At 64.4% G+C, this 23869-nt stretch carries 7 protein-coding genes; 6 read left to right on the top strand and 1 reads right to left on the bottom strand.

All coding sequences use genetic code 11. From position 1 onward, the window contains the following. Positions 1–47 precede the first annotated feature (47 nt). Positions 48–896 (top strand): hypothetical protein, encoded by an 849-nt coding sequence (locus AC1RJ5_RS12190; protein ID WP_493113511.1) that lies wholly within the window; start codon positions 48–50, stop codon positions 894–896. Positions 897–931: 35 nt separating this feature from the next. Beyond that, positions 932–1603, top strand: coding sequence for a hypothetical protein (locus AC1RJ5_RS12185; protein ID WP_493113509.1), 672 nt, complete (start codon positions 932–934; stop codon positions 1601–1603). Between the two features lie 38 nt (positions 1604–1641). Here AC1RJ5_RS12185 and AC1RJ5_RS12180 read toward each other — a convergent pair whose 3' ends face one another. Continuing rightward, entirely contained in the window at positions 1642–2637 is a 996-nt protein-coding gene (locus AC1RJ5_RS12180) for a hypothetical protein (protein ID WP_269573660.1), read from the bottom strand. A gap of 356 nt (positions 2638–2993) precedes the next feature. Here AC1RJ5_RS12180 and AC1RJ5_RS12175 point away from each other — a divergent pair, with 356 nt between their 5' ends. From AC1RJ5_RS12175 to AC1RJ5_RS12160, 4 genes are all read left to right on the top strand, one after another. After that, positions 2994–4454 (top strand): hypothetical protein, encoded by a 1461-nt coding sequence (locus AC1RJ5_RS12175; RefSeq protein WP_493113507.1) that lies wholly within the window; start codon positions 2994–2996, stop codon positions 4452–4454. An 11-nt stretch (positions 4455–4465) separates the two neighbouring features. Continuing rightward, entirely contained in the window at positions 4466–5329 is an 864-nt protein-coding gene (locus AC1RJ5_RS12170) for a hypothetical protein (protein ID WP_493113505.1), read from the top strand. A gap of 332 nt (positions 5330–5661) precedes the next feature. After that, on the top strand, positions 5662–6573 hold the full coding sequence (locus AC1RJ5_RS12165) for a hypothetical protein (protein ID WP_493113503.1): 912 nt from the start codon (positions 5662–5664) through the stop codon (positions 6571–6573). Positions 6574–7166: 593 nt separating this feature from the next. After that, the gene (locus AC1RJ5_RS12160) at positions 7167–23858 is read left to right on the top strand and encodes an SPM autocatalytic domain-containing protein (RefSeq protein ID WP_493113501.1); all 16692 of its coding nucleotides are present in this window, start codon (positions 7167–7169) and stop codon (positions 23856–23858) included. The last annotated feature ends 11 nt before the right edge of the window (positions 23859–23869 follow it).

Here is a 23869-nt window from a genome sequence, read left to right as displayed (position 1 = left end):
ACGAAGCGCAGCCGAGCCCCTTTGTGAAAGCCGGACGGATGAGACAGATGTTCAACCTTGCCATGCTCGGCCTGTTCGCGGCGTCCTCCGCCGCGCCGGTGCCGACGGCCCTGGCCGCGCCCGTCGACAGCCGCGCCCCGAAGAAGCTGGTCCAGCGCTGGACCGCCGGCGCAGCCGATCCGGGCACCGGCCTGCCCGGCTGGACCTCGAAGACGCCCGACATCCATGTCCACCAGCCGGCCAATCTGGCGCGGATCCCGGTGGCCGAGATCGACCTGTTGCGCCGCCGCGCGATGGTCGCGTTCGAGGCGCTGATGCGGCAGCCTTCGCTGCGCGACGTGCGCGGCACCAGCCTCCAGGCGGACATCAACATCTCGGTGGTGCCGACGCTGGACGGCGTGCGGCTGGTCGCGGCGATCTTCAGCATCCGCGCCAAGAGCGTCATCGCCGGCAAGCCCGACACGGTGCTGCGCGACGGCCGCTACGTCACGCCCTCGGAAGAGGGCGCGGTGCTCAACGTGCACCTAAACCCCTATGACATGATGGCCCGCCGCCGGGTCCAGGCCGAGGGGCTGTGGGGCGGTGGCCTCCAGGTCCGCACCGGCGCCGCCTATGGCCTCTACCTCGCCGATCGTCTGCCCGACTATGATCCCGATGCGGAATATGCCTGGGGTCCGCGGCCGCTCGCGCTGCAGCTGCAGCAGGATCGCAGCTGGTACCAGCCCGGCGCGGCGGGCGTGCATCCGCTGCTCGTGCATGTCTCAAGCTATTCCCAGGAGAATGACGATCTGCGCAGCGACCGGCTCAGCCCCGAGCGTCCGGTCTCCCGTCTCGCCGCGGCGATGTTCATGACCGACTGGGAAGACGTCCGGCGCCGCATGAAGGCGGTCCGGTAACCGCGCGCATCACCCGCATCGATCAGGAGTAGACCATGCAGCATCTCTATCGTGCGGCGGCGCTCGCCGCTGCCTTTCTCGCCACGACCCAGGCCGCGCAGGCCCAGGGCTTCCTCAAGCGTCTCGCCGAACGCGCCGTGGGTCATGCCGAGAGCGAGGCGGAGCAGAAGGTGCGCCAGGGCGTCACCAGCGCCGTGGACGGTGCCGGCCGCAAGCGCGCGCGCAACCCCGAGGCGGCACCCGAAGGCAATGCCGGGGCGAGCGACGCCGGTGGTAACGAGCAGCCTGCGCCAACGCCTGCGGCCGCCAGGGCGGTTCGCTATGTCGGCGACATTGCCGTCCCGGCGGACGTGGAAGCCCAGAAGACGCGGTACAACAAGTTCGGCGAAGTCAGTTGCAACGATTGCGAGGGCGGGATCGAGCTGGACGGCCGCCCGAAGTTCGAGTTCGACGAATTCAGCGGCAAGTATAACGAGCGCGCGATGCGCGTCGGCACCTGGACGGTCGGGCAGAGCCTGCGCTGGCAGGGCAGGGCCTCGGTCGGCACGCTGACGCTGCTCCGCGAGGAGACCGTCGACGGCTTTCGCTGCCGCCGGCTCGAATATCGGCTGGTCAGGGGCAAGGCCTCGGCCAGCCGCCCGAGCCTGATCTGCTGGGGGCTGGCCAGCAGCGCCTCGTCGGTGGAGAACTGGCACGAAGTCTATTGATCGCGGCGCCGTTGGGGGGGAGGGAGCGGCTGGCCGGCTCAGTCCTCGTCGATGCTGGCCGGGGCCGCCCCTGCATTGTCGTCCGACATGATGCCCGTGGGGATCCGGATTCCCCAGGGCGTGTCCTCGTCTTCCTCTTCCTTCAGCAGCTTCAGGATCTCGCCGATATCCTGGATGCGCTGCTCGATGTCCTCGATCGCCTCGAACTTGCGGGCGCCGAAGAGCCTGGCCCAGTCGGGCAGCTCCTTGCCGGCATGCTCGCCTCCCGCGATCCGCCGGCAGTAGATGCGATAGGCATAGGGGCCGCCGTCATAGTCGGAGGTGCCCAGCCGCAGTCCCATAAGGTCCCATGAGGCCTCATGCCGGCGCGAACGCAGGATCGATGTGCGAAGACGGCCCGAATTGTCCGGCCTGCCGACCGCCTGGACCACGTCATCGACGGCGAATACGAATCCCTCCACCGTCGGCTCCCGCGTCCCCGGATGTTTGCTGTCCGTCGCGAAGCGGCAGAGCCGGTTGACCCGCGGGAAGATGTCGAGGCGGGATATCAGGATGTGCCCCTCCCGATCGAGGCGGACAAGGGCGTAGACGCCGGCATGGCGCTCGCTGAAGTGCCTTTGCTTGTGGTCATCGTCGAGTTGAAGATTGACCACGAAGGCAAGCTCGGTCGGGTTCAACCCGCCTCGCTCGAGATAGCCGTGAAGGCGCTGCGTGATGACGCTGCAATAGGTGGACACCTGGTTTCGTACGCCTTCGTCCGGGTGTTTGCCGGCGAACTTCTGGCCGAAGTCGACCACCTTCGCGATCGATTCGAGCGAGATCTTCGTCGAGCGCTGTGAGTCCGGATTGAGAATTGCATTCACTTGCGAGCGCGTCAGGCCCGTCAGGCCAGGAAGGTCGTCTTTCTTCACCCGGTTTCTGTCGCTCGTCGAATTGACGGCCTTCAGGATACGTGTCGTCAATCCCATCAGTGACTTATCGTCAATCGTAACTTCACCCGCGCCAGTTGCCTGGGCATCCTCCTCTTCCAACATTGCGTTCCCCCGTACGCCTAATCGGACGGTTCTACGCAGAATCGTATCAATGTCGCCATTTTTCTTAACCACGCCGGAGTCGGGCGCATGGTGAAGTCCCGAGTTCGCATCGCGAACCTAGTTTCAAGCACTACTGTCCAAATTGCCGCACAGTAATGCGTGGAAACCTGATCGTTGCGTGAAGATTGATTCGATAAAAATCGGCCCAGCTAGGATAATCTAATAATAAAGTCGATAGAAGAATCGCCAATTATTGGTTAAATTAGTGCCAAGCTCGAGGTAATGGCCTCGATGCGGTCGCGAGAGCCAACCTGCAGCCCATTTGAAAATGGGGAGGAAGGCAGAAGGGGTTAACGATGGGCATCGTCTCGGTGGTGTACAATGTCTTCGAGGGGCCGGGGGTCGCGCTCGACATCTCCGCCCTGTGGCGCAACGTCTCGCAAACCTGCGACGCGCTTGCCAAGAAGCTCCGGATTCCGCAGCGCGCGGTACCGCAGGCGCGCGAAGGCCTGCCGGCGCCGGAAGATTTGCGCCCGACCGCGATCGAGCTCGATATCCGGACGACCCATGGGCGCGAGATCGAGGTCGGCCGGCGTCGTGCGAACCGGAGGGTTAGGCGCATTCTTGCAAGCCTCCTTGGCATGACCATTGATGCGAGCGATGCCGAGCTCAAGCGCATCAAGGCCGGGCTCGCGTCTCGCATCGCGGAGGTGCTGACAGGCCTGTCGGGGCGGTTGCCCGGCCTCGCAAGCGCCAAGGTGCAGACGGAATCCGCGCTCTCGGGTTTCAAGGCGCTCAATGCCGTCCATGATGTCCCCACTGCTCGATCGGCGCTCGAATGGTTCGCCACGACCCTGGCGACGGCGCTCGCGGAGGCGGTGGTCAACGCGCACCTGTTCAAGGGGGAGATGGGATTTCGCGACGCGTTCGGCTTCGCGCTCGGGGTCGGCGGGGCGATCGCGCTCATCGGCATTGCCGCGGGTATCGGCTGGGCGCAATTCCGGAGGCCCCAGCTTGGGCGTCGGATCGGTGGACATGGCCTGTTCGCCATCGCGCTGGGTGTTGTCGGCTTCTTCATGCTGGGAATCGCCCATTATCGCGAGGCACTGGCCGACAAGAGTGCGGATGCCGCCGCAATGGCGCAGGCAACGATGGCTAGCGCCCCGTTCGCCCCGCTCACCGACACGTCGCTGATGCCCTATCTGATCCTCAACCTCGCCGGCTTCGCGCTGGTCTGCTGGAAGTCGATCTCCATGTGGGGGTTCCTGGACCTCAAGCGCCTCGAGCGCGCGGCGGCCACGGCGACCGCCCGCTTCGAGGCTGCCAAGGAGCGGGCGCGTGCGCAGTGCAATGCCGCGCGGGGCCTTGCGCTCGACATGGTCGACCGGCTGCTCAAGGTCGCGGAGGATCATGTCGAGCAGGGTGATGCGCTGACTGCGAAGGCGCAGGAAATTCGTGACGACTTTCTCGGCGACGCCAATGCGATCGCGGATGCGGCCATCGCGCGCGAGCAGGAATATCGCGAAATTGTCGAGATGGTGCATCCCAAGCGCGGCAGCTTGACCCGCTTCAACGCTGATCCGCCGCGCATCGCCGTGGTGCCCCTCGCGATCGACCCGGGCGAGACCAATGCGAAGGGGGCCCTTGTCGCGCGCCTCGCCAAGATCCGCGACGCCATGCCGATCATGACCGACGAGATCGGGACGGCGGCCGATGAGGCCATCTCCAGGATCGGCGAGATGGGCGCGGCGGCCGAGGAAGCGGCGCGCAGCAACCCGCGCGGTCGCGGCGACAATATACTTCGGTTCGGCAGGTAGGGAGATAGGTTATGGCATTTCGATCCGTCCGCTTCGACAGCGCTCCGAAGGCCTCCTGGAATGCGTTCCCCGGCGACCGGCCTTCCCCTTGGCGGCTGATCGCAGCCGGCGCTGCCATCATAGTGATGCTGCTGGGCATGGCGGCTTGGTATGCAAGCGGTGCGCAGCAGGGGGATGCGACGGAGCGCGATCCCGCCACCCTGTGCCTCCTGCGGGGCCCGACCTCGCGCGCGGAGCTGACGCTGCTCGACCAGACCGACGCGCTGGCGGCGGGCGCCGGCCAGCATTTCACCCGGCTGATCAACCATGTGCGGGATACGTTGCCGCGCAACGGTCGCCTGACGATCGTTCCGTTCGGCGGCGACCTCGGCCAGCCCCTGGCCGTGGCGTTCGACATCTGCTCGCCGGGCAAGGGAGCGGAGGCCGATACGCTGAGCGAGGGGGCGGTGCGGCTCCAGCGCGACTATGAGACGCGCTTCGTCGCCCCCTTGAGCAAGGCTGCAGCTGAGCTCGCGGTTCCGCGCGAGAGCAACCAGTCTCCGATCGCCGATCAGATCCTGCGCGCGGCGAACGATCCCACGATCGGGTGGCGTGGCGAGGAGCGTATCCTGAACCTAATGACCGACGGCCTCGAAAACACGCCGGCGTCGTCCATCTACACCAGCGGAAAGATCGTGTTGCCGTCGCCCCCGTCCGACCTGCTGCGCGGTGTCACGGTGAATTATTTCGAGCTCGCGAGTGCCAGGAACAGTGTGCTCCAGACGCCCGCTGTCCGTGCCGCGTGGAAGGCGTGGTTCGAGGCGGCGGGGGCCAAGGTGAACATGTATGCGCCCGGTTACGCGGTCCCGGCCTGGGGTGTGCCGGCGGAGCGGTAGGGCCGATCCGCTTCCGTTCGATGTCTTGCTCCCAAGGCGGCTTTACGTCTGGGGGAAAGTTCTCATCGCCCACGCGTCGGGAACTCGCCCGAGCGGAAAAAGATGCCCCAGTCACAGGCGGTGAAAACAGCAATCCAATGGGTTACGGGGAAGGCGCCGAATTGGTCCTTTCTCACCGATTGACTTGTGCGAAGTGCGGCATAGGCTGCTGAGATCTATGCGATAACGAACTCAGTGGTCGCAGTCGGGGGTGTCATGCGAAGCTTGCAGGAGGGAGGCGGCGCGTTGCGCGGAAGCCTGGCGGCTGCGCTGCGCGTGGGCCGCGTGCGGCGATGAGCTTCGGGCGCGACATATCGGTTCTGTTGTGTGTGAGTGTCGCCACGGTTGCGTTGGGCGCTTGTCGCGCGGGGCCGGTGGAGCCACGTTCGGATCAGGCGGCGCAATCGGCGCGGCCTGAAAAGGCAACGCAGCCGACAAAGCCCGGCCCGGACGTGGCCAGGCCTATCGATTTTGCTTCAGACCTCTATCTGGACGACGTGTGCGAGGCTGAACTGCAGGAGATGCGGTTCAAGAAATTCCAGTCGTACGACTTCATCTACGAGAGCCCGCTGCCGGTAAGAGTGTCCGGCAGCTATGCCGAGGTCCGGGCGAGGGAGGCTGGCTCCGCGGCGACCGTCTATGACGAGATCGAGGCGACGATCTTCCGCGACGTCGAAATCGAAGTCGAGGCGAAGCAGGTGGCGCCCGACTATTCGTTTCATAGATGGGGCATGCCGTTCGCGGTAAGCGATCACCCCTTTTCCGCGCATCGGCAGCTCAAGCACCAGCGCGCGATGGGGGCGACCTTCCCTTTCCTCGACCTGGCCAGGATCCCGTTCCGCGACGCGGACGACGTCGATCAGCCCTTTCCGAAGGGGAATAATTTCAGCCGCAATTTCATCTCCGTGCTCAATTTCCTCGCGAGCCGGGGCGAGAATGTCTGGGGGCGCGGCGATGGCTTCGATGCGCGGCAGAAGGCGCGTGAATTGCGGCTGGGCACCACCGGAACCGAATATGAGCGCGCTCAGGCGATAAATGGCGATGCTCTCGCGGCGTTGAGGCGAATCTCGCCGGCCGCGAAGTTCTCCATCAGTATTCGTGGATCTTACATCCTGATTTCTCTTGGAAGGCCCGCGCTATTTGTCGCGGCCATCGATACCGGAAAAGATGCAGTCGGGCTGCGTGCCTGCAAAGGGGGTAGATAATGGGCCGGCGTCTAATCTCGGGTGGGAAGCTCGGCAGCTTCGTGGATCTGAACACGATCGAATTTTCGGATCTGAAGATCCTCATCGATGCTATTTTGAGCAACGTCAATCTTGGTTCGAACGCCGAGCCGTATAAGAGTAAATGGTTTCAAACCATAGAGCCGCTAGGGTGGTCTACCTACGACAAGTTCAAATTTCTCCTCGTAACACTTGAAGATCTTTCTCTTGCAACCGGAACAGGGAAAGGATGGACCACTAACGACGGCAAGGGGAATGCTGCTCTTGGATTTGGATATGATCCATATCAGCGCCGGGCAAGTCTATATAATGATTTGGTCGCGGCGGGAGTGGATCTGCCAAGTGACACGACGCTTCTGAATAGGTTAAAGAATGCGTCGGGTTTGTCCCAGGAAAATATGAACGCATTGATGCGTGATGTATTTACGGGAAAAACAATATCTCTTGGGCAGGCGGCGAGTCTTTTTTCCGTAATTGATGATGATTATGAAAAGAAAATTGACAGACTCTACACGAACCTACTGCCTTCCATAGAGCGAGCGGTCGCCTTTGATCTAGGGTATCAGGGATATCTCTTGCCTGGTCCGGGGTCCGAGTCGGACTCGGACAAGGACAATTATCGGCACGAACTCTATAACCTTCTCGACAGGGGAGATTTCGTTGGTGCGGCCGTTAAGCTGGCACTTACCGACGGAAACGTGGTGGTCGATGGCAATTATCAGCGGGACGTGACGCGCGCGCGCGTTCTGCTCTACTCCCAGATGCTCACCGACAATTCAGGCCTGCTCAGCTCGGCTATGGGCATCCTGGATGTGTTGCCGGCGTTGCAGGGTGACCCACTTACCGTGCCGCTCACCGACAAGGCCTTGCAGGCATCGCTCGACCTTGTCGGTGCGCTCCAGTCGCGGCTGGGAGACATCCATGCATGGCAAAACAGTCTTGTCATGCCTCGCGACGAAAAGCTGATCAACGCCAGAAACGATTTTCTGAATGACGCGCTGACAAACAGCCGGCGGGTGCTCGAGGCCCATGGCTTTCATCTCAATTCGGATCAGAACACTTCGCTCAGCCAGGCGGCGATGGACGCGCATGTCCCGTCGGAGCATCTACGGCTCATTTACGGCGATCGCACCTTCGCGCCGTATGAGATCTTCCTAGTGCCCGCAGGAACGCCGAACGAAGTCAGCGGGGGCAACTCGCTGGGCGGCCTCCCGGCGCCGACAAGCGGCCAGCGCCGCGTAGTCAAATATGATCATGATTCCGGCCAGTTCGTCACCTTCCTGACGAATTCGATCGAAGACACGCCTGCGGTCACCTTTGTAAACGGAGCGGATCGCACGCTTCTGGTGGTCGAAAGCGCGCAATTGATCACCAATTTCGAACGCTCGGGGAACGGCTATCGGATATCCTTTCTCGACGGCGATGTGCTCACCGCGACATCGACGACGGATTCGAGTGGGGAGCGTGTCAACGTCCATTTCGTGGACCAGAATGGCGTATCGCATGACTACGAGGTGGCTCCAGATCAGCCGGTCGTGGTCGGACGGACCGGAGGTCTGTTTCTAAGCGGCGGCGCCTATCAGGGCCAATGGGCATCCAATGATTTCAATAACATCCCGGGCCTCGAGCCAGAGCTGCTTGCGAGCATCCTCGGTCGGGCCGACGCGCTCATTGGAATGGGCGGCGACGAGGGCCGGCCGATAGACTTGAAGGACATCATCGATCCTGACGGCCCGGTGACGTACCAGATACGCATCAATCCCGATGGGACCAAGGAGGCGGTCACCACCTTCCACTTGAACAACGGCACGACCGGTGTCGGGGATCGTATCGTTCAGGTCACCAAGCAGACGGTATTCGAGGGGCAGGACACGACTGTCTATTCGTCGGTCACGCGGACTGGCGACGATGCAACCGTGACCTATGTTCGCGAACGAGCCCCCTCGCACGAGTCCATTGACCAAGTAGATCCCAAAGTCGACATCAAGTTCGAGAACCACATCCTCACGCTCGAGCAATTCGGCTCGATCTTCGGTTCGAACATCGGCCGCTACCTGGCCGGCGACAACGTAGCGGCGCAGATCGCGCTGGGCGCGGTCCTTTCGACGGTCAGTGGCAATCTCGGCGAGCTGGCGGACGATCTCCTCAACGACGTCTATGGACTGGACGGGGTCACCCCGCTGAGCGCGGCGACCAAGGTCGACGAGGCGCTTCGCGATATCGGCAGCGAGTTCCTCCAGAACCTGAAGTCCGCGGGCGCCGGCGCGCTTTCCTCGTTCCTGCTCAGCGAGATCTTCGATGCCATCGGTATCGGCGGCGTGCCGGGTGCGCTCGGTCAGGCGGTGGGCGGCGCCTATCTGTCGGCGGCCATCGAGGCCTTGCCCGAGCTCCTTGCCGGAACGAAGAGCTTCAGTGCGGTCTTCAAGGGCATCGATCCGCTTTCGATCGCCGCCTCCTGGCTCGGCAGCACGCTGGCCTCCGAAATCGCCGAATTCGATACGATCGGCGGCCAGCTCGGATCGTCGATCGGCGCAGCCGCCGGTGCGATTGCGGGCTCTGCCATCGCCATCAAGGCGCTGGGGCTTGGCACGGCGGTTGGCGGTCCCGTCGGCGCGCTGGTGGGCGCGTTCGTCGGCTTCCTTGTCGGCGGACTGATCGGATCGGTGTTCGGGGGAACGCCGCGCTCCGGCGCCGATGTGGAATGGGACGCTTCGAACAACCAGTTCATCGTCGCGAACGCCTATGCCCGTAAAGGCGGCAGCAAGGACGCTGCCAAGTCGGTTTCGGACGCAGTGGCGAACATCTACAATTCGGTGCTGCAGGCTACCGAGTCGAAGCTGCTCGCCCCGGAGAGCGTGCAGGCCGGCAACTATGGCATGCGGAAGAAGGATTGGGTCTACCGGTCGATCTCCACCCAGTCGGAATCCGCGATCGAGGCGCGATTCCATGATGCCGATGCGCTGATCGCCTATGGCGCGGCCAAGGGCCTGAAGGACATCGTCGCCAGTTCCGCGGGCGGCGACGTCTTTGTGAAGCGCGCCCTGTTCAGCGCGCTGGACGCCAGTGACGGCGTGGTGGACGGCCAGCTGGGCGACGCGACCGGCAACTTCAGCGTCGAGCAGATCGTGGCGGTCATCTCGACGGCGCGCGACTATGCGATGTTCGCGGAGAACGCGAAGGTCATCGCCTCGGCGATCGCGAATGATCCCCAGAGCAATTTCGCGCTGGGCTGGGCGACCACGCTGGCGATGGCCGCGGATCTCCATCTCGACCGGCGCGGCGCGACCGACTGGATCGGCGGCTATGCGACCTGGCTCGACGAGCTCAACGACGGCCGGTTCGACGACGTCTCGGTTGCCGCCAGCGCCGTCGAGATGCGCTTCAACTTCACGACCAATGGACGCGAGTGGTTCGTCGCGAACGGCAATGGCAGCTATCGCGGGACGCTTACCGACGACATCGCCATCGACAAGCAGACGATCGTCAACGGCGCCACTGACGAGGCGACCGGCGATTTCATCGATCTTCGAACGGAGATGTTCGGCGGGCAGGACATCAAGATCGCCGCGGTGGTCTTCGCGAACGCCGGCAACGACGTCGTCCATGCCTCGGACCTGGGCGACAACGTCTTCGGCGGTGCGGGCAACGACACGCTCTATGGCGGCCGGCTCGACGACTGGCTGTTCGGCGACGACGGCGATGACACGCTCGATGCCGGCGCGGTGGCCGGCGGGCTTGGCGGTGACGGCAATTATCTCGACGGCGGCGATGGAAATGACATCCTGCGCGGGCGCGAGGGCTCGGACTGGCTCGAAGGTGGCGCCGGCACCGATATCCTGACCGGCGGCGGTGGCGACGATATCCTGGCGGGCGGTGGCGGCGACGGCGACCAGATGGGCGGCGGCGCGGGCAACGATCAGTATATCGTCCGCCTCGGCGACGGCGTGGACGTCCTGGAGGAAGACGCCGCGGGCGCGCCGGTGGCGCAGTCGGGCGGCGACTATGTCAGCCAGCGCTTCGCCGATCTGATCTCGGGCATCGTCAAGCGCAACTGGGTGGGCAACGCCGCCGGGGTGAACGGCACGACGATCGGTGGTGGCGAGGACGCGATCGTCTTCGGCAAGGATATCGACATCGGCGACCTCCAGCTGTTCCGCTCGAGCAGCGACAGCGACGACCTCGTCATCCGGGTGATGCAGACGGTCGATGGCGTGACGAGCTTCTCGGGCACGCAGCTGACGGTCAAGGACTGGTTCTCCAACCCGTTCAAGCGCATCGAATGGCTGCGCTTCATGGACGGCAACGAAGTCCGCATCGGCGACATCACCAGCTTCATCGTCGGCAGCGCCGGCAACGACGTGCTGATCGGCACGGACGGCAATGACTTCGTCTATGGAGGAGAGGGCGACGATCAGCTGCACCTTCTCGGCGGCGACGATATCGGGAACGGCGGCTCCGGCAATGATCTGATCGCCGGGCATTCGGGACGGGACCTGCTCGTCGGTGGCCTCGGCGTCGATCAGCTGATCGGCGGCAAGGGCGCTGACGCCCTGTCGGGCGATGGCGGCGGCGACGATCTCTATGGCGGTGACGATGCCGACATCCTGTCGGGCGGTCGCGGCGACGGGGACCAGGTTGTCGGCGGCGCCGGCAACGATACCTTCAAATATGCCCGCGGCGATGGCCGGGACATGATGTTCGATGATTTCTCGGCGAACTGGGACGTTGTCTGGAGCAACGGCAACTGGAATGCGGCGGCTGGCTTCGCCTATGTCTCGGCGACCGGTGAAGTCACCGGTCCGGGCGGCACCTATCTGCGCAAGAATGTCGGCACCGCCGCTTTCCCCGACCTGCAATGGGTCGGCCGGTTCGACTATGACAGCGATACGGGCACGCTGCGCTGGTTCAATCCGCCGGCGGGCGCTCCGGTCGTGGCCAATAGCGGCGTCGACACGATAGAATTCGCGCCGGGCATCGATATCCAGGACCTGATCCTGTTCCGGCCGGCCGGTTCGAACGACCTGGTCATCTCCATTGCAAGCGAGAATGCCGAGTTCGCGAGCGCGACTTCCTTCGCCGACAGCGTCACCATCAAGGACTGGTATGCGCTGCCGGGGCAGATCGAGAAACTGGCCTTCTATCAGACGGGCATCCTCGACATTTCCGCGGGCGCGACGAATCTGATCGCGGGAACCGACGGTGCGGACGGCGTCGCCGCCACCCCGCTCTCGGGCTCGACCGCGGCGGACTGGATTACCGGCGGCGCGGGCGATGACGTGATCGCCGGTGGTGCCGGCAATGATATCCTTGCAGGCAATAGTGGAGCCGACACGCTCAAGGGCGAGGTCGGCGACGATGTCCTATACGGCGGCGCGGGCAATGACGTGCTCGACGGCGGCACCGGCGCGGACGTGCTGGTGGGAGGCGCCGGGTTCGATACCGCCTCCTATGCTTCAGCCGGAGCGGGCGTCCGGGCGTATCTGGCGAATGCCGAACTCAATATCGGCGACGCCGCCGGCGACAGCTATTCGAGCATCGAGAATCTGAGCGGCGGCGGCGGTGCCGACCTGCTCGGCGGCGACGCGGGCGACAACGAGCTCAGCGGCAGCCAGGGCGACGACACGCTGTGGGGCGGCGCGGGCGACGACAGCTATATCTGGAATGTCGGGGACGGCGCCGACACGATCCGCGACGCCAGCTTCGCCATGGAGGAAGCCGTTACCGCGGCCGGCGCGCTAGCCAGCGGCTATTCCCAGACCCTGTGGGAAGCGACCGACATCCTGCAGCCCGGCTATGAGGACCGCTATTACTGGCACCTGCAGATCACCGGCCCGAACGGCGAGATCGTATATGACTATGATCTCTTCGCGCCGAACAATGCGAGCGCGACGCAGCCTGATCCCCAGCCGGCGAGCTATCACCAGGCCGGCTGGCTCGGCGGCTTCGCCCGGACCAATGGCCAGCAGGTAACACGTGCGCATTTCGATACTGCGATCGATGCGGGCGACGATATCCTCGAATTCGGCACGGGGATCAGCCTCAGCGACCTGAGCTTCCTCGTCAGCGGCAGCGATCTCATCGTCCGCTTTGGCGGCCTGGCGACCAGCCAGGTCACGATCAAGGACCATTTCACCGCCAATAGCCGGATCGAGACGCTCCAGTTCCGCGACGGCCTGTCCGTGTCGCTGGCCAGCATCCTGACCGCGATAGATGGAAACCTGCTTTCCGGCACTGCCGGCGACGACCTGATGATGGGCCAGGCCGGCGCACTGGCCGACCTGGTGGATGGCGGCGCGGGCAACGACGTGCTGAGCGGCGGGGCGGGTGCCGACACCCTGCGTGGCGGCGACGGCGACGATGTGCTCGAAGGCGGCGCGGGAGCCGATCTGCTCGACGGCGGCAGCAACTCCGCCTCGAGCGTGAAGGGATGGGGAGACACCGCCCGGTACGTACGCTCGACGGCGGCGGTGCGGGTCGACCTGAACAAGACCACCGCCCAGGCCGGGGGCGATGCCGCCGGCGACATCCTGGTCGGCATCGAGAACCTCACGGGTTCGGCATTCGGCGATACGCTGACCGGCAACGACAGCGCCAATGTGATCGACGGGCTCGATGGCAGCAACATCATCTATGGCCGGGGCGGCGACGACGTCCTGATCGGCGGCAGCGGCAGCGACAACATCTACGGCGATCAGGGCGACGACAACATCTCTGGCGGCGATGGCGGCGACAACCTTAACGGCGGCGACGGCAAGGACCTGCTGTCCGGTGGGGACGGCGGCGACTCCCTTTATGGCGATGCCGGCGAGGACGTGCTCACCGGCGGCGAAGGCAGCGACAGCCTTTACGGCGGAGACGATGACGACAACATCAGCGGCGGCGGTGGCGTCGACTGGATCGATGGCGGCAACGGCAACGACACGATCTCGGGTGGTGCCGGCGCGGACACGCTTTCCGGCGGCGACGGCGATGATCTCTATATCTTCGAAGCGGCCTTCGGTGCCGACACGGTCATCGATTTCGGCGGCCAGAACCGGATCCTGTTCGCTGCGGAAGTGAGCCTCGAGACGCTCTGGTTCGCACGGGTCGGCAACAACCTGCAGATCACCGTGATCGGCACGACGGACCGCGTCACGCTCCAGAACTATTTCGCACCCTCCTGGCCGACCCTGATGGGAGAGGTGTCGACACAGACGCATACGCTCTTCCTCGGCCACGCACAGGCGCTCGTAAACGCGATGACTGCGATCTCCGCGGCATCCCCGCCGGCGGTGATGCCGGAGTCGATCGTCGCGATGCTCGGGGAATATTGGCACGCCGGCGGCAAAGCCAGGCCTCAGGCTGCGCCGATCACGCTGACCGTCGACGAGGACAGCGCTTCCGCGCTCACTTCGGTCGCGGCGGTGGATCACGACGACAACATCACCAGCTATGCGCTCGGCACGCCGCCGGCCAAAGCCCAGGTCACGCTCAATCCGCAGACCGGCCAGTTCGTCTATACGCCCGTTGCGGATTTCACCGGCAAGGACAGCTTCTCGATCCTGGTGAAGGATGCGGACGGCAACACGACCGAAGTGCCGGTGTCCGTTGTCGTCCGGCCAGTGAACGACGCCCCGCGCGACGTGCGGCTCGTTGCGGGCGAAGTCCTTGAAGTCATCGAAGGCGCACTGGTCGACAGCCCGATCGCCCGGTTCGTGGCGACGGATATCGAAGGCGATGCGCTCACCTTCTCGCTGACCGACGATGCCGGCGGACGGTTCGATATCACCGGCGACGGCCAGCTGATCCTGCGGGACCCCGGGCTTCTCGATTTCGAGACCGTGCCTTCGCATGCCATCGGCGTTCGCGTGGTCGATTCGAACGGCGCGATCGTGACGCGGAATTTCACGGTCACGGTTCTCGACGGTAACGAAGGCGTGACGATGGCTCCCGTCGAGCCGATGCATATCGACGAGAATCTCGCGGCGGGAGCCGCCGTGGGATCGGTCGCCGCGATCGATCTCAACAGCCCGGGCGGCTCATCCGACGAGCTCCGCTATTATTTCTACTATTCCGGCGGGGCCTATGCGACCTCCGCGGACGGACGTTACGTCATCGACGCGGTCAGCGGCGCGATCAGCACGGCAACGCCCCTCAACTTCGAGGAAGGCGAGTCCAGCAGCGCCTACAAGGTTGTGGCGCGCAACAACCAGGGCAATCCCGGCTTTGCTCAGGCGATGGTGACGGTGACGATCAACATCGGCGATGTGAACGAGCCCAACGCGATGCCATCCAGCTATGCGATGCAGGTGGCCGAGAACCAGGCGATCGGCACGGTGGTCGGCGAGGTGCTGGCGAGCGACACCGATATCGGCAGCGTGTCGTTGGGCGGGCAGCGTTATTATTTCCTCCATCAGGGCGTCGTGAGCGCGACGTCGTTCGATGGCCGCTTCACGATCGATGCTACCACTGGACGCATCAAGACCGCGATGGTCCTCGATTTCGAGGGCATGGCCAGCGGCGAATATGTCGTCGCGGCACGCGACAATCTGGGCGCGAGCGGCTTCAACCAGGTAACGACGACAGTCACGATCGGCATCGCGGATGGCAACGAAGCGAACAGCTTGCCTGCCGACTATCTGCTGAGCGTCGCCGAGAACAATGCGCCCGGCAAGCAGGTGGGCACCATCGTCGCGAGCGATCCGGACCACAGCGGCAGCGCCTTCAGCCAGCAGCGCTATTACTTCTTCAAGGACGGGGTCGCGAGTGCGACGTCGTTCGACGGTCGCTTCACCATCGATGCCGTATCCGGCATCATCACGACCGCGACGACGTTCGATTTCGAAGCGGAGGCAGCCCCGACGGACTATGTCGTCATTGCCCGCGACAATCAGGGCGCTGCCGGCTATAACGAGACCAGCTCGACCGTGCGGATCGGCATCGCCGACGCCAACGAGCCGAACAGCATGCCGGGCAGCTACGCGATGAGCGTGGCCGAGAATGTCGATATCGGCACGGCGCTGGGCCAGGTCTCGGCGAGTGACGTGGACGGTGCCGGAAGCGCCGGAAGCCAGCAGCGCTATTATTTCCTCAACAATGGAGAGGTGAGCGGCACGTCGCTCGACGGCCGCTATACGATCGATGCCATCACCGGCGCGATCAAGACGGCGGCGGCGATCGACTTCGAAGCCGAGCCCGAGCCGCTTTCCTACACCGTGGTGGCGCGGGACAATCTTGGCGAGGGTGCCTATAGCCAGGCCACCAGCACCGTCACGATCACGGTGGAAGACCGGAACGATCCGAACTGGCTGCCGGCCGACATCGAAATGCGCTTCGCGGAGAACCAGACGGGGATCGTCGGCACGGTAGTGGCAACCGACGGCGATCTTGGCGGGTCGGTATTCGCGCAGCAGGAATATTTCTTCCTCAACAACGGCGTGCGGAGCCTGTGGTCGTCCGATGGGCGCTACGTGATCGATGCGGTGGGCAATATCCGGTTGTTCAACGCGCTCAACTACGAAACCGAGTCCGGCCCCAGGACCTATACCGTGGCCGCAGCGGACCATGGCGGCGATACCGGGGTCACCAATCTGACGACCTCGCAGGTCAAGATCGTCATCACCGATGTCAACGAGGCGCCGACCGCGATCCACTTCACGCCTTCGATCACCAGCCTGGCCGAACGCGACCATGTCGCCACCAACACGACCCTGCCCGCGATCGAGATCGGAACGCTCTCGGTAACCGATCCCGACATCGAGGGGGCCAACAACAGCTACACCTATTCGATCCTGGATGAGCGGTTTGAGATCGTCGGAAATGTCGTGCGCCTGAAGATGGGCGCGGCGATGAATTTCGAGTCGGAAAACACCTACCGGCTGACCATCCTGGCCACGGACGTGAATAGTCCGTTCAAGATTGCCAATTCCTGGAATATAGCGATTGCGGACCTGCCCGATATTTTCGAGGGCACCACCGGCAACGACACGCTGCGCGGTCAGAGCGGCGCGGATCGGATATTCGGCTTCGGTGGCCGCGATTCCATCTTCGGCGACGCGGGCAACGACTGGATCGAAGGCGGCGCCGGCGATGACTGGGCTGCCGGCGAGGACGGCAACGACATATTGTATGGCGGCGACGGTACCGACCAGCTGATGGGCGGCCGCGGCAATGACATCCTCTATGGCGGGAACGTCGACGGCAACGACCTCAATGACGGCTATGACATGCTGCTCGGCGACGACGGCGATGACATAATGTATGGCGGCGCGGGCAACGACTTCCTGTCCGGCGGCAATGGTGCCGACCAGTTTTTCGGCGGCGCCGGCAACGACACGGCCCAATATGGCGACTGGGTGGTCAACATGCCCGGGCTGGTGGTCGATCTCGAGAACAACGCCGCCAATGCCGGCTCGGCAGCCGGGGATGTCTACGACAGCATCGAATCGGTCATGGCCACGAACAGCGACGACACGGTGCTGGGCGACGGCCAGAGCAACACGCTGTGGGGGCGTAACGGCGACGACATGCTGCGCGGCCGTGGCGGCAACGATACATTGCGGGGCGGCACCGGCAACGACACGCTGTACGGCGATGACGGCGACGACATGCTGGTCGGGGAAGACGGCGACGACATCATCTGGGGTGGCACCGGCAACGATACGCTGCTCGGCGGCGCGGGCATCGACACGCTCTACGCGGAGAGCGGCGACGATTTCCTCGATGGCGGGGCGGGCAACGACATCCTCAATGGCGGGGACGACAACGACACCTACATCGTCACGCGGAGCTCCGAAGCCGACACGATCTATAACTACGACCCGTCGGGCGACGATATCGACGTGCTGGGTTTCCAGGACAATGTGCGCATCCAGGACAAGGATCTTTGGTTCGAGCAGGTCAATGACGACATGCGGGTCAGCGTGATCGGCACCACGACGAGCGTGCTGATCAAGGACTGGTATCTGATCTCGGATGCGCAGAGCCGGGCCAATTACCGGATCGACTTCATCATCGCCGATGTGCGCTATACCAGCGAGGTGAACGTCGACGGGCTGATCGCCCTGATGGCGACCAAGACCAAGCCGACCACGGTGGCCCAGCGCGATGCGCTGATGGCGGATTCCAACTATCGGGTGGAATGGGCCACCTATTGGGGCCTCAATGCGCCGCCGGTGATCGAGGCCATCCCCGACAAGGAGATGAACGAGAGCGGCGATCTGACCCTCACCGTAACGGCGACGGATGATCTCACCCCGGATGCCGGGGTGCAGGTCACCGCCGAGGCGATCGGGACCCAGTCGCTGATCGACCCCGAGGGGCTTGTCCTCGGCCTCGCCAATTCGCAGGGCCAGCGCACCCTCACCATCTCGCCCAAGGATTATGCCAGCGGCACGGTCACGATCCGGATCGTCGCCAAGGATGCCGGCGGCGTGACGTCGACCGAGGAGTTCCAGCTCACCATCAAGCCGAAGGCGGACAAGCCCACGATCGCGCTTCTCTCCGGCGGGTCGGGGACGTCGGGCCAGGGCGGGATCGCTCTCACGATCGACGTCAATTTCCCCGATACCGACGGATCCGAGACCCAGGAAATCTGGGTTGCTGGCGTACCGGCGGGCGTGGCGCTCAGCGCCGGTGCGTTCGATGCGGTGGACAATGTCTGGAAGCTGCCGGCGGACCAGGCCGATGGCCTGAAGGTGATCGCGCCGGCCGGGTGGAGCCAGGATCTCCTGCTCACCGTGACCGCCCGTGCGTCCGAGGGCGGAACGCTGGCGGTGTCCGATGCCGTCCAGACGACGGTCGCCATCAATGCCTCTCCGGCGAACCTCGTCTTCACCGGCTCGGTGAGCGAGAATGCGGCGAACGCGACCGTGGTCGGGATGGTAAGCGCCGTCGATCCGGACTCTGGCGACGTCATCACCTATGAGCTGAAGGACGATGCGGGCGGGCGTTTCGCGCTGTTCGGCCGCGAGCTCAGGGTCGCCAACAACGGCCTGCTCAACTCCGAGAATGCCGGCTCGCACACGATCGTCATCCGCGCGACGGACCAGCTTGGCGCCTATGTCGAGCAGACTTTCACGATCGCGGTCAACGACGTCAACGAAGCCAACAGCCTGTCGTCGCGCCTGGCGATGAGCGTGGTCGAGAATGTCGCGGTGGGGACGCTCGTCGATACGGTGCACGCCACCGATACCGATGGCGCGGGGACCGCGTTCGGGCAGCAGCGCTATTATTTCGTCAAGGACGGTGTGGCGAGCGGAACGTCCTTCGATGGGCGCTACACGATCGACGCGATATCCGGCGCGGTCCGGACGGCGGCGGCGCTCAATTACGAGGGCGGCCCGGCCAGCATGACCTACACGGTCGTCGCGCGCGATAATCAGGGGAACGGCCCCTATAACGAGGCGTCGTCGCAGCTCACCATCGATGTGACCAACCTCAACGAAGCCAACAGCCTGCCGGCGGAGCTGGCGATGAGCGTGGCCGAGAATGTTCCGGTCGGCGCCAGCGTCGGCACGGTGGTGGCCAGCGATCTCGATGCGGTCGGCGTCCTGTTCGGCCAGCAGCGCTATTATTTCCTCAACGACGGCGTCGCGAGTGCGACGTCCGGGGACGGGCGCTACGCGATCGATGCGGTCTCCGGTGTCATCCGGACCGCGGTGACCATGAACTTCGAGACGGAGACGGGAAGCCGGAGCTACATCGTGGCCGCGCGCGACAATCAGGGCGCGGCGGGCTATAACCAGGCGACGTCGACTGTGACCATCAGCGTCACCGACGCGAACGAGGCCAATGCCATTCCCGAAAGCTACGCGATGGGCGTGGTCGAAGGGACTGCGGCCGGCACGACTGTTGGCGCCGTGGCAGCCACTGACATCGACGGCAGCGGCATGCCGTTCGGCCAGCAGCGCTACTATTTCCTCCACCAGGGAGTGGCGAGCGCGACCTCGTTCGACGATCGCTACACGATCGATGCGCTGAGCGGCGTCATCCGGGTCAAGACGGGGCTCGACTTCGAGGCGGGGACGACCAACGTCGCCTACACTGTCGCCGCCCGCGACAACCAGGGCGCGGCGGGGTACAATCAGGTCACCTCGACGGTCAGCATCGCCATCGCCGACGCCAATGAGGCGAACAGCCTGTCGAACTACGCGATGAACGTGGCCGAGAATGTCGCGAGCGGCACGACCGTCGGGACGGTGAAGGCCGGCGACCTGGATGCCCCGGGGAGCATGTTCGGCCAGCAGCGCTACTATTTTATCAAGGACGGCGTGGTGAGCGCCACTTCCCATGACGGGCGCTATGCGATCGATGTCGTGACGGGCGTGATCCGGACGGTGGCGACGGTCGATTTCGAGACCGAGACGGTCGCGAATACCTCCTACATGATCGCCGCGCGCGACAATCAGGGGGCGGCCGGCTACAATCAGGCGACGGCGACGGTGACCATCGGCGTCACCGACGCGAACGAAGCCAATTCCCTGCCGCTGGCCTATGCGATGAGCGTGGCGGAGAACCTCGCGATCGGCACCACTGTCGGTACGGTCGCGGCTGGCGATGTGGACCGCCCGAGCGCGGCGTTCGGCCAGCAGCGCTATTACTTCCTGAACAACGGCACCGTCAGCGCGACTTCCCATGATGGGCGCTACACCATCGATGCGCTCACCGGCGTCATCAAGACCGCGATCGCACTGGATTTCGAGCTCGGCACTCCCAGCGGCGAATATACGGTCGCGGCGCGCGATAATCTGGGCAACCCCGGCTATACCCAGTCGACTTCCATCGTCACGATCGGCGTCGTCGACGTGAATGAGGCGAACAGCCTGCCCGGCGCCTATGCGATGAGCGTGGCGGAGAACCTCGCCGGCGGCGCGGTGGTCGGCACCGTCTCGGCCTATGACGTCGACAAGGCCGGCACCGCCTTTGGCCAGCAGCGCTATTATTTCCTCGACCAGGGCGCCGCGAGCGGCACCTCGAGCGACGGCCGCTACACGATCGACGCCATCAGCGGCGTCATCAAGACCGTTGCCGCGATGAACTTCGAGACCGGGCCGGTATCGACTGCCTATACGGTGATCGCCCGCGACAATCAGGGCGCGGCCGGCTATCGGCAGGCCAGCTCGGTGGTCACGATCGCGCTGGCCGACGTCAACGAAGCCAACAGCGTGGCGTCGGCGCTGGCGATGGACGTGTTCGAGAACGAGCCCATCGGTACCGATATCGCCCAGGTGGTTGCGAGCGACATCGACGGCCCCGCGAGCGTGGCGGGGCAGCAGCGCTATTACTTCCTGAACAACGGCGTCGCGAGCGGCACGTCGAGCGATGGCCGTTTCTCGATCGATGCGGTCACCGGCATGGTCAAGACCGCGGCGGCGCTCAACTTCGAGACGATGTCGGCCGGCGTCTATACGGTTGCCGTGCGCGACAACCAGGGTGGGGCGGGATATAATCAGGTCACCTCGACGCTGACGATCGGCCTGAAGAACAGGAACGAGGCCCACAGCGTCGCCTCGGATTCCACCTTCCTGGCCGAGGGCGCATCCCCCGGGCCGCTCGTCCCGATCGCCGGGCTGGACCTGGTGCTGAGCGATGTCGATGCGACCACGCCCAACATCACCTGGACCTTCGCGGACGGCAGCGACGAGGCATATGGGATGTTCGTCATCGATCCGACGACGGGCAAGATCAGCCTCAAGAACGCCTCGGTCGACTATGAGAGCCTGATCGCGGTCTATGAGTGGCGCGATGTCTGGGTGGAGGATCCCGACGCGGGCGGGCACTATGAGTCCCAGCAGGTCTTCGTGGGCAATGATCCCTCGCGGGCGGTCTTCAACCTCGAGGTGTCGGCCAGCGACGGTCAGTTCACCAGCAACGCGATTGCGACGATCACCGTCACCGACCAGCCCGAGGCGCCGGTGCTGTCCGGCCCCAACCATTTCACCATCCGCGACGATCAGGCGGAAGGCGATTTCGGCTGGCTCTACGCCTATGACCCCGACAATGGCAGCACCAACATCACCTTCCAGCTCACCAACCTGATCAAGCGCGAGTACGAGATCTCGTCGGGCAGCAGCGAGGATGTCGACAACGGGTATCCCGACGTCTTCGTGACTTCCAACGGACACCTCTCCTTCACCGTGCCCAATGACGGCGAATGGGAAGGCGGGGTGCGCGACCATCCGGTGCTCGGCGGACGGCGCTATTTCTATCTCGATTACAAGTTCACGCTCGTCATGACGGACAGCTCGGGCACCGTCGGCACCACCGACCTGACCATCACCTTCCTCAAGCACGACACCAACAGCGTTCCCCCGATCGTCCTCGATCTGGACGGGGACGGCATCGAGCTGGTCAGTGCGCCGGACTCGCCGATCTATTTCGACATGGATCTCGACGGCATCGGCGACCAGACCGGCTGGGTGGGCAGCGACGATGGCTTCCTGGCGCTCGATCGCAACGGCAATGGCATCATCGACGACGCCAGCGAGATTTCGTTCGCATCCGATGCCGAAGGCGCCATGTCCGACCTCGAGGGGCTTCGCGCGTTCGACAGCAACGCGAACGGCTTCCTCGATGCAGGCGACGCGCGTTTTGGCGAATTCCGCGTGTGGCGCGATGCCAACCAGGACGGGATCAGCCAGGCGAGCGAACTCCTCACCCTGGCGCAGCTGGGTATCGTCCAGATGAACCTGTCGCTCGACCTGACGGGGGCAGAGCCCGGCGAGGTTGAGAACACGATCTACGGCACGACGCAGTATCTGCGCGCCGACGGGACGACGGGAACCGTCGGTGACGTCTTCCTCGTCTATGATCCGTCCAAGCCGCGGGACATCGCGGCGCCGGTGATCCTCGATTTCGACGGGGACGGTGCCGGGCTGGTATCGCTGGCCGGCAGCACGACGCGCTTCGACATGGACGGCGATGGCGCGCTGGAGCGAACCGGATGGATCGAATCGGGCGACGCGTTCCTGGCGCTCGATCGCAACGGCGACGGGAAGATCTCCGGCATTTCGGAAATCTCGTTCGTCGGGGACCTGGCCGGGGCGAAGACGGACCTCGAGGGCCTCAAGGCGTTCGACAGCAATGGCGACGGCGCGCTGACGGCGCTCGATGCGCGCTTCGCGGAATTCAAGCTGTGGTTCGATACGAACTCGAACGGCGTTTCCGATGCCGGCGAGATCCGCAGCCTGGCCGAGGCCGATATCGTCTCGATCAACCTCAGCGCGACGGCTGCGGATCAGGCGGGCGCCAATGGCAATGTGATCTATGGCATCGGAAATTTCATGCGGAGCAACGGAACGGTCGGCAGGCTGTTCGACGCCGGGCTCAGCTTCGAGAATGCCGGCAATGATCCCGGCACCAGCATGAAGCCGGCGATGACCGAGGACAGTTTCGACTGGAAATCGGGCAAGACCCGCATCGGCGCGGCGAACGGACAGCTGATCGTCCGCCCGCGCAACGCCTCGACGATGTACGATCCGGGCGCCGGCGCGATGGCGGCGGCGACCTATATCCACCTTCGCGACAAGACGATCGGCATGCTGGGCGCGTTCGTCCTCGATCTCGACGGCGACGGGATGGATCTCGAGCACCAGGTGAATTCGGACGCATCGTTCGACATGGACGGCAACGGCGTGCGCGACAACACCGGCTGGGTCGCCCGGGGAGACGGCTTCCTGGTCATCGACCGCGACAATGACGGGCTGATCACGAGCGGGGCCGAGCTTTCCTTCCTGGGCGAGAAGGCCGGTGCCCGCACCAATCTCGAGGGGCTGGCGGCGCTCGACAGCAACAAGGACGGCAAGATCACCGCGGCGGACGCGCGCTTCGGCGAGCTCAAGGTGTGGTTCGACGCGAACTATAATGGCCGCAGCGACGAAGGGGAGCTCCGGTCGCTCAGCGACTTCTCCATCACCGAGATCCGCACCAGCGGCATCGCGACCAGCGTCGCGAACCAGAAAATGGGCTCGAACGTCCTGATGTCGACGGCGTTGTTCACGCAGAACGGCAAGACGCGCACGATGGGCGACGTGGCCTTTGCCTTTTCCCCCTCGGCCGACCTGCAGTCCGCGGTGCCCGCGCGGAATCTGCAATGGCCGCAGGAACTGGATGCGCCGGATGGCCTGTCGCGCGAAGAAGCAGGGGATGGCGCCGATCTGCTCGACACGCGGCTCGCGTTGATGCGACAAGCGATGGGCGGGTTCGGCGCGGGCTCGGCCGCCGAGATGCGTCTCGAACGGGCCGGTATTGCGCCGGCATATGATTTCTATGCCGCGACCGCGGCATGACAGAGAAGACC

The sequence above is a fragment of the Sphingomonas sp. GW822-FHT03G08 genome, from assembly GCF_058801135.1.
Note: the sequence above shows the minus strand (reverse complement) of the source record. Positions and strands in the feature narration are given on the sequence as shown.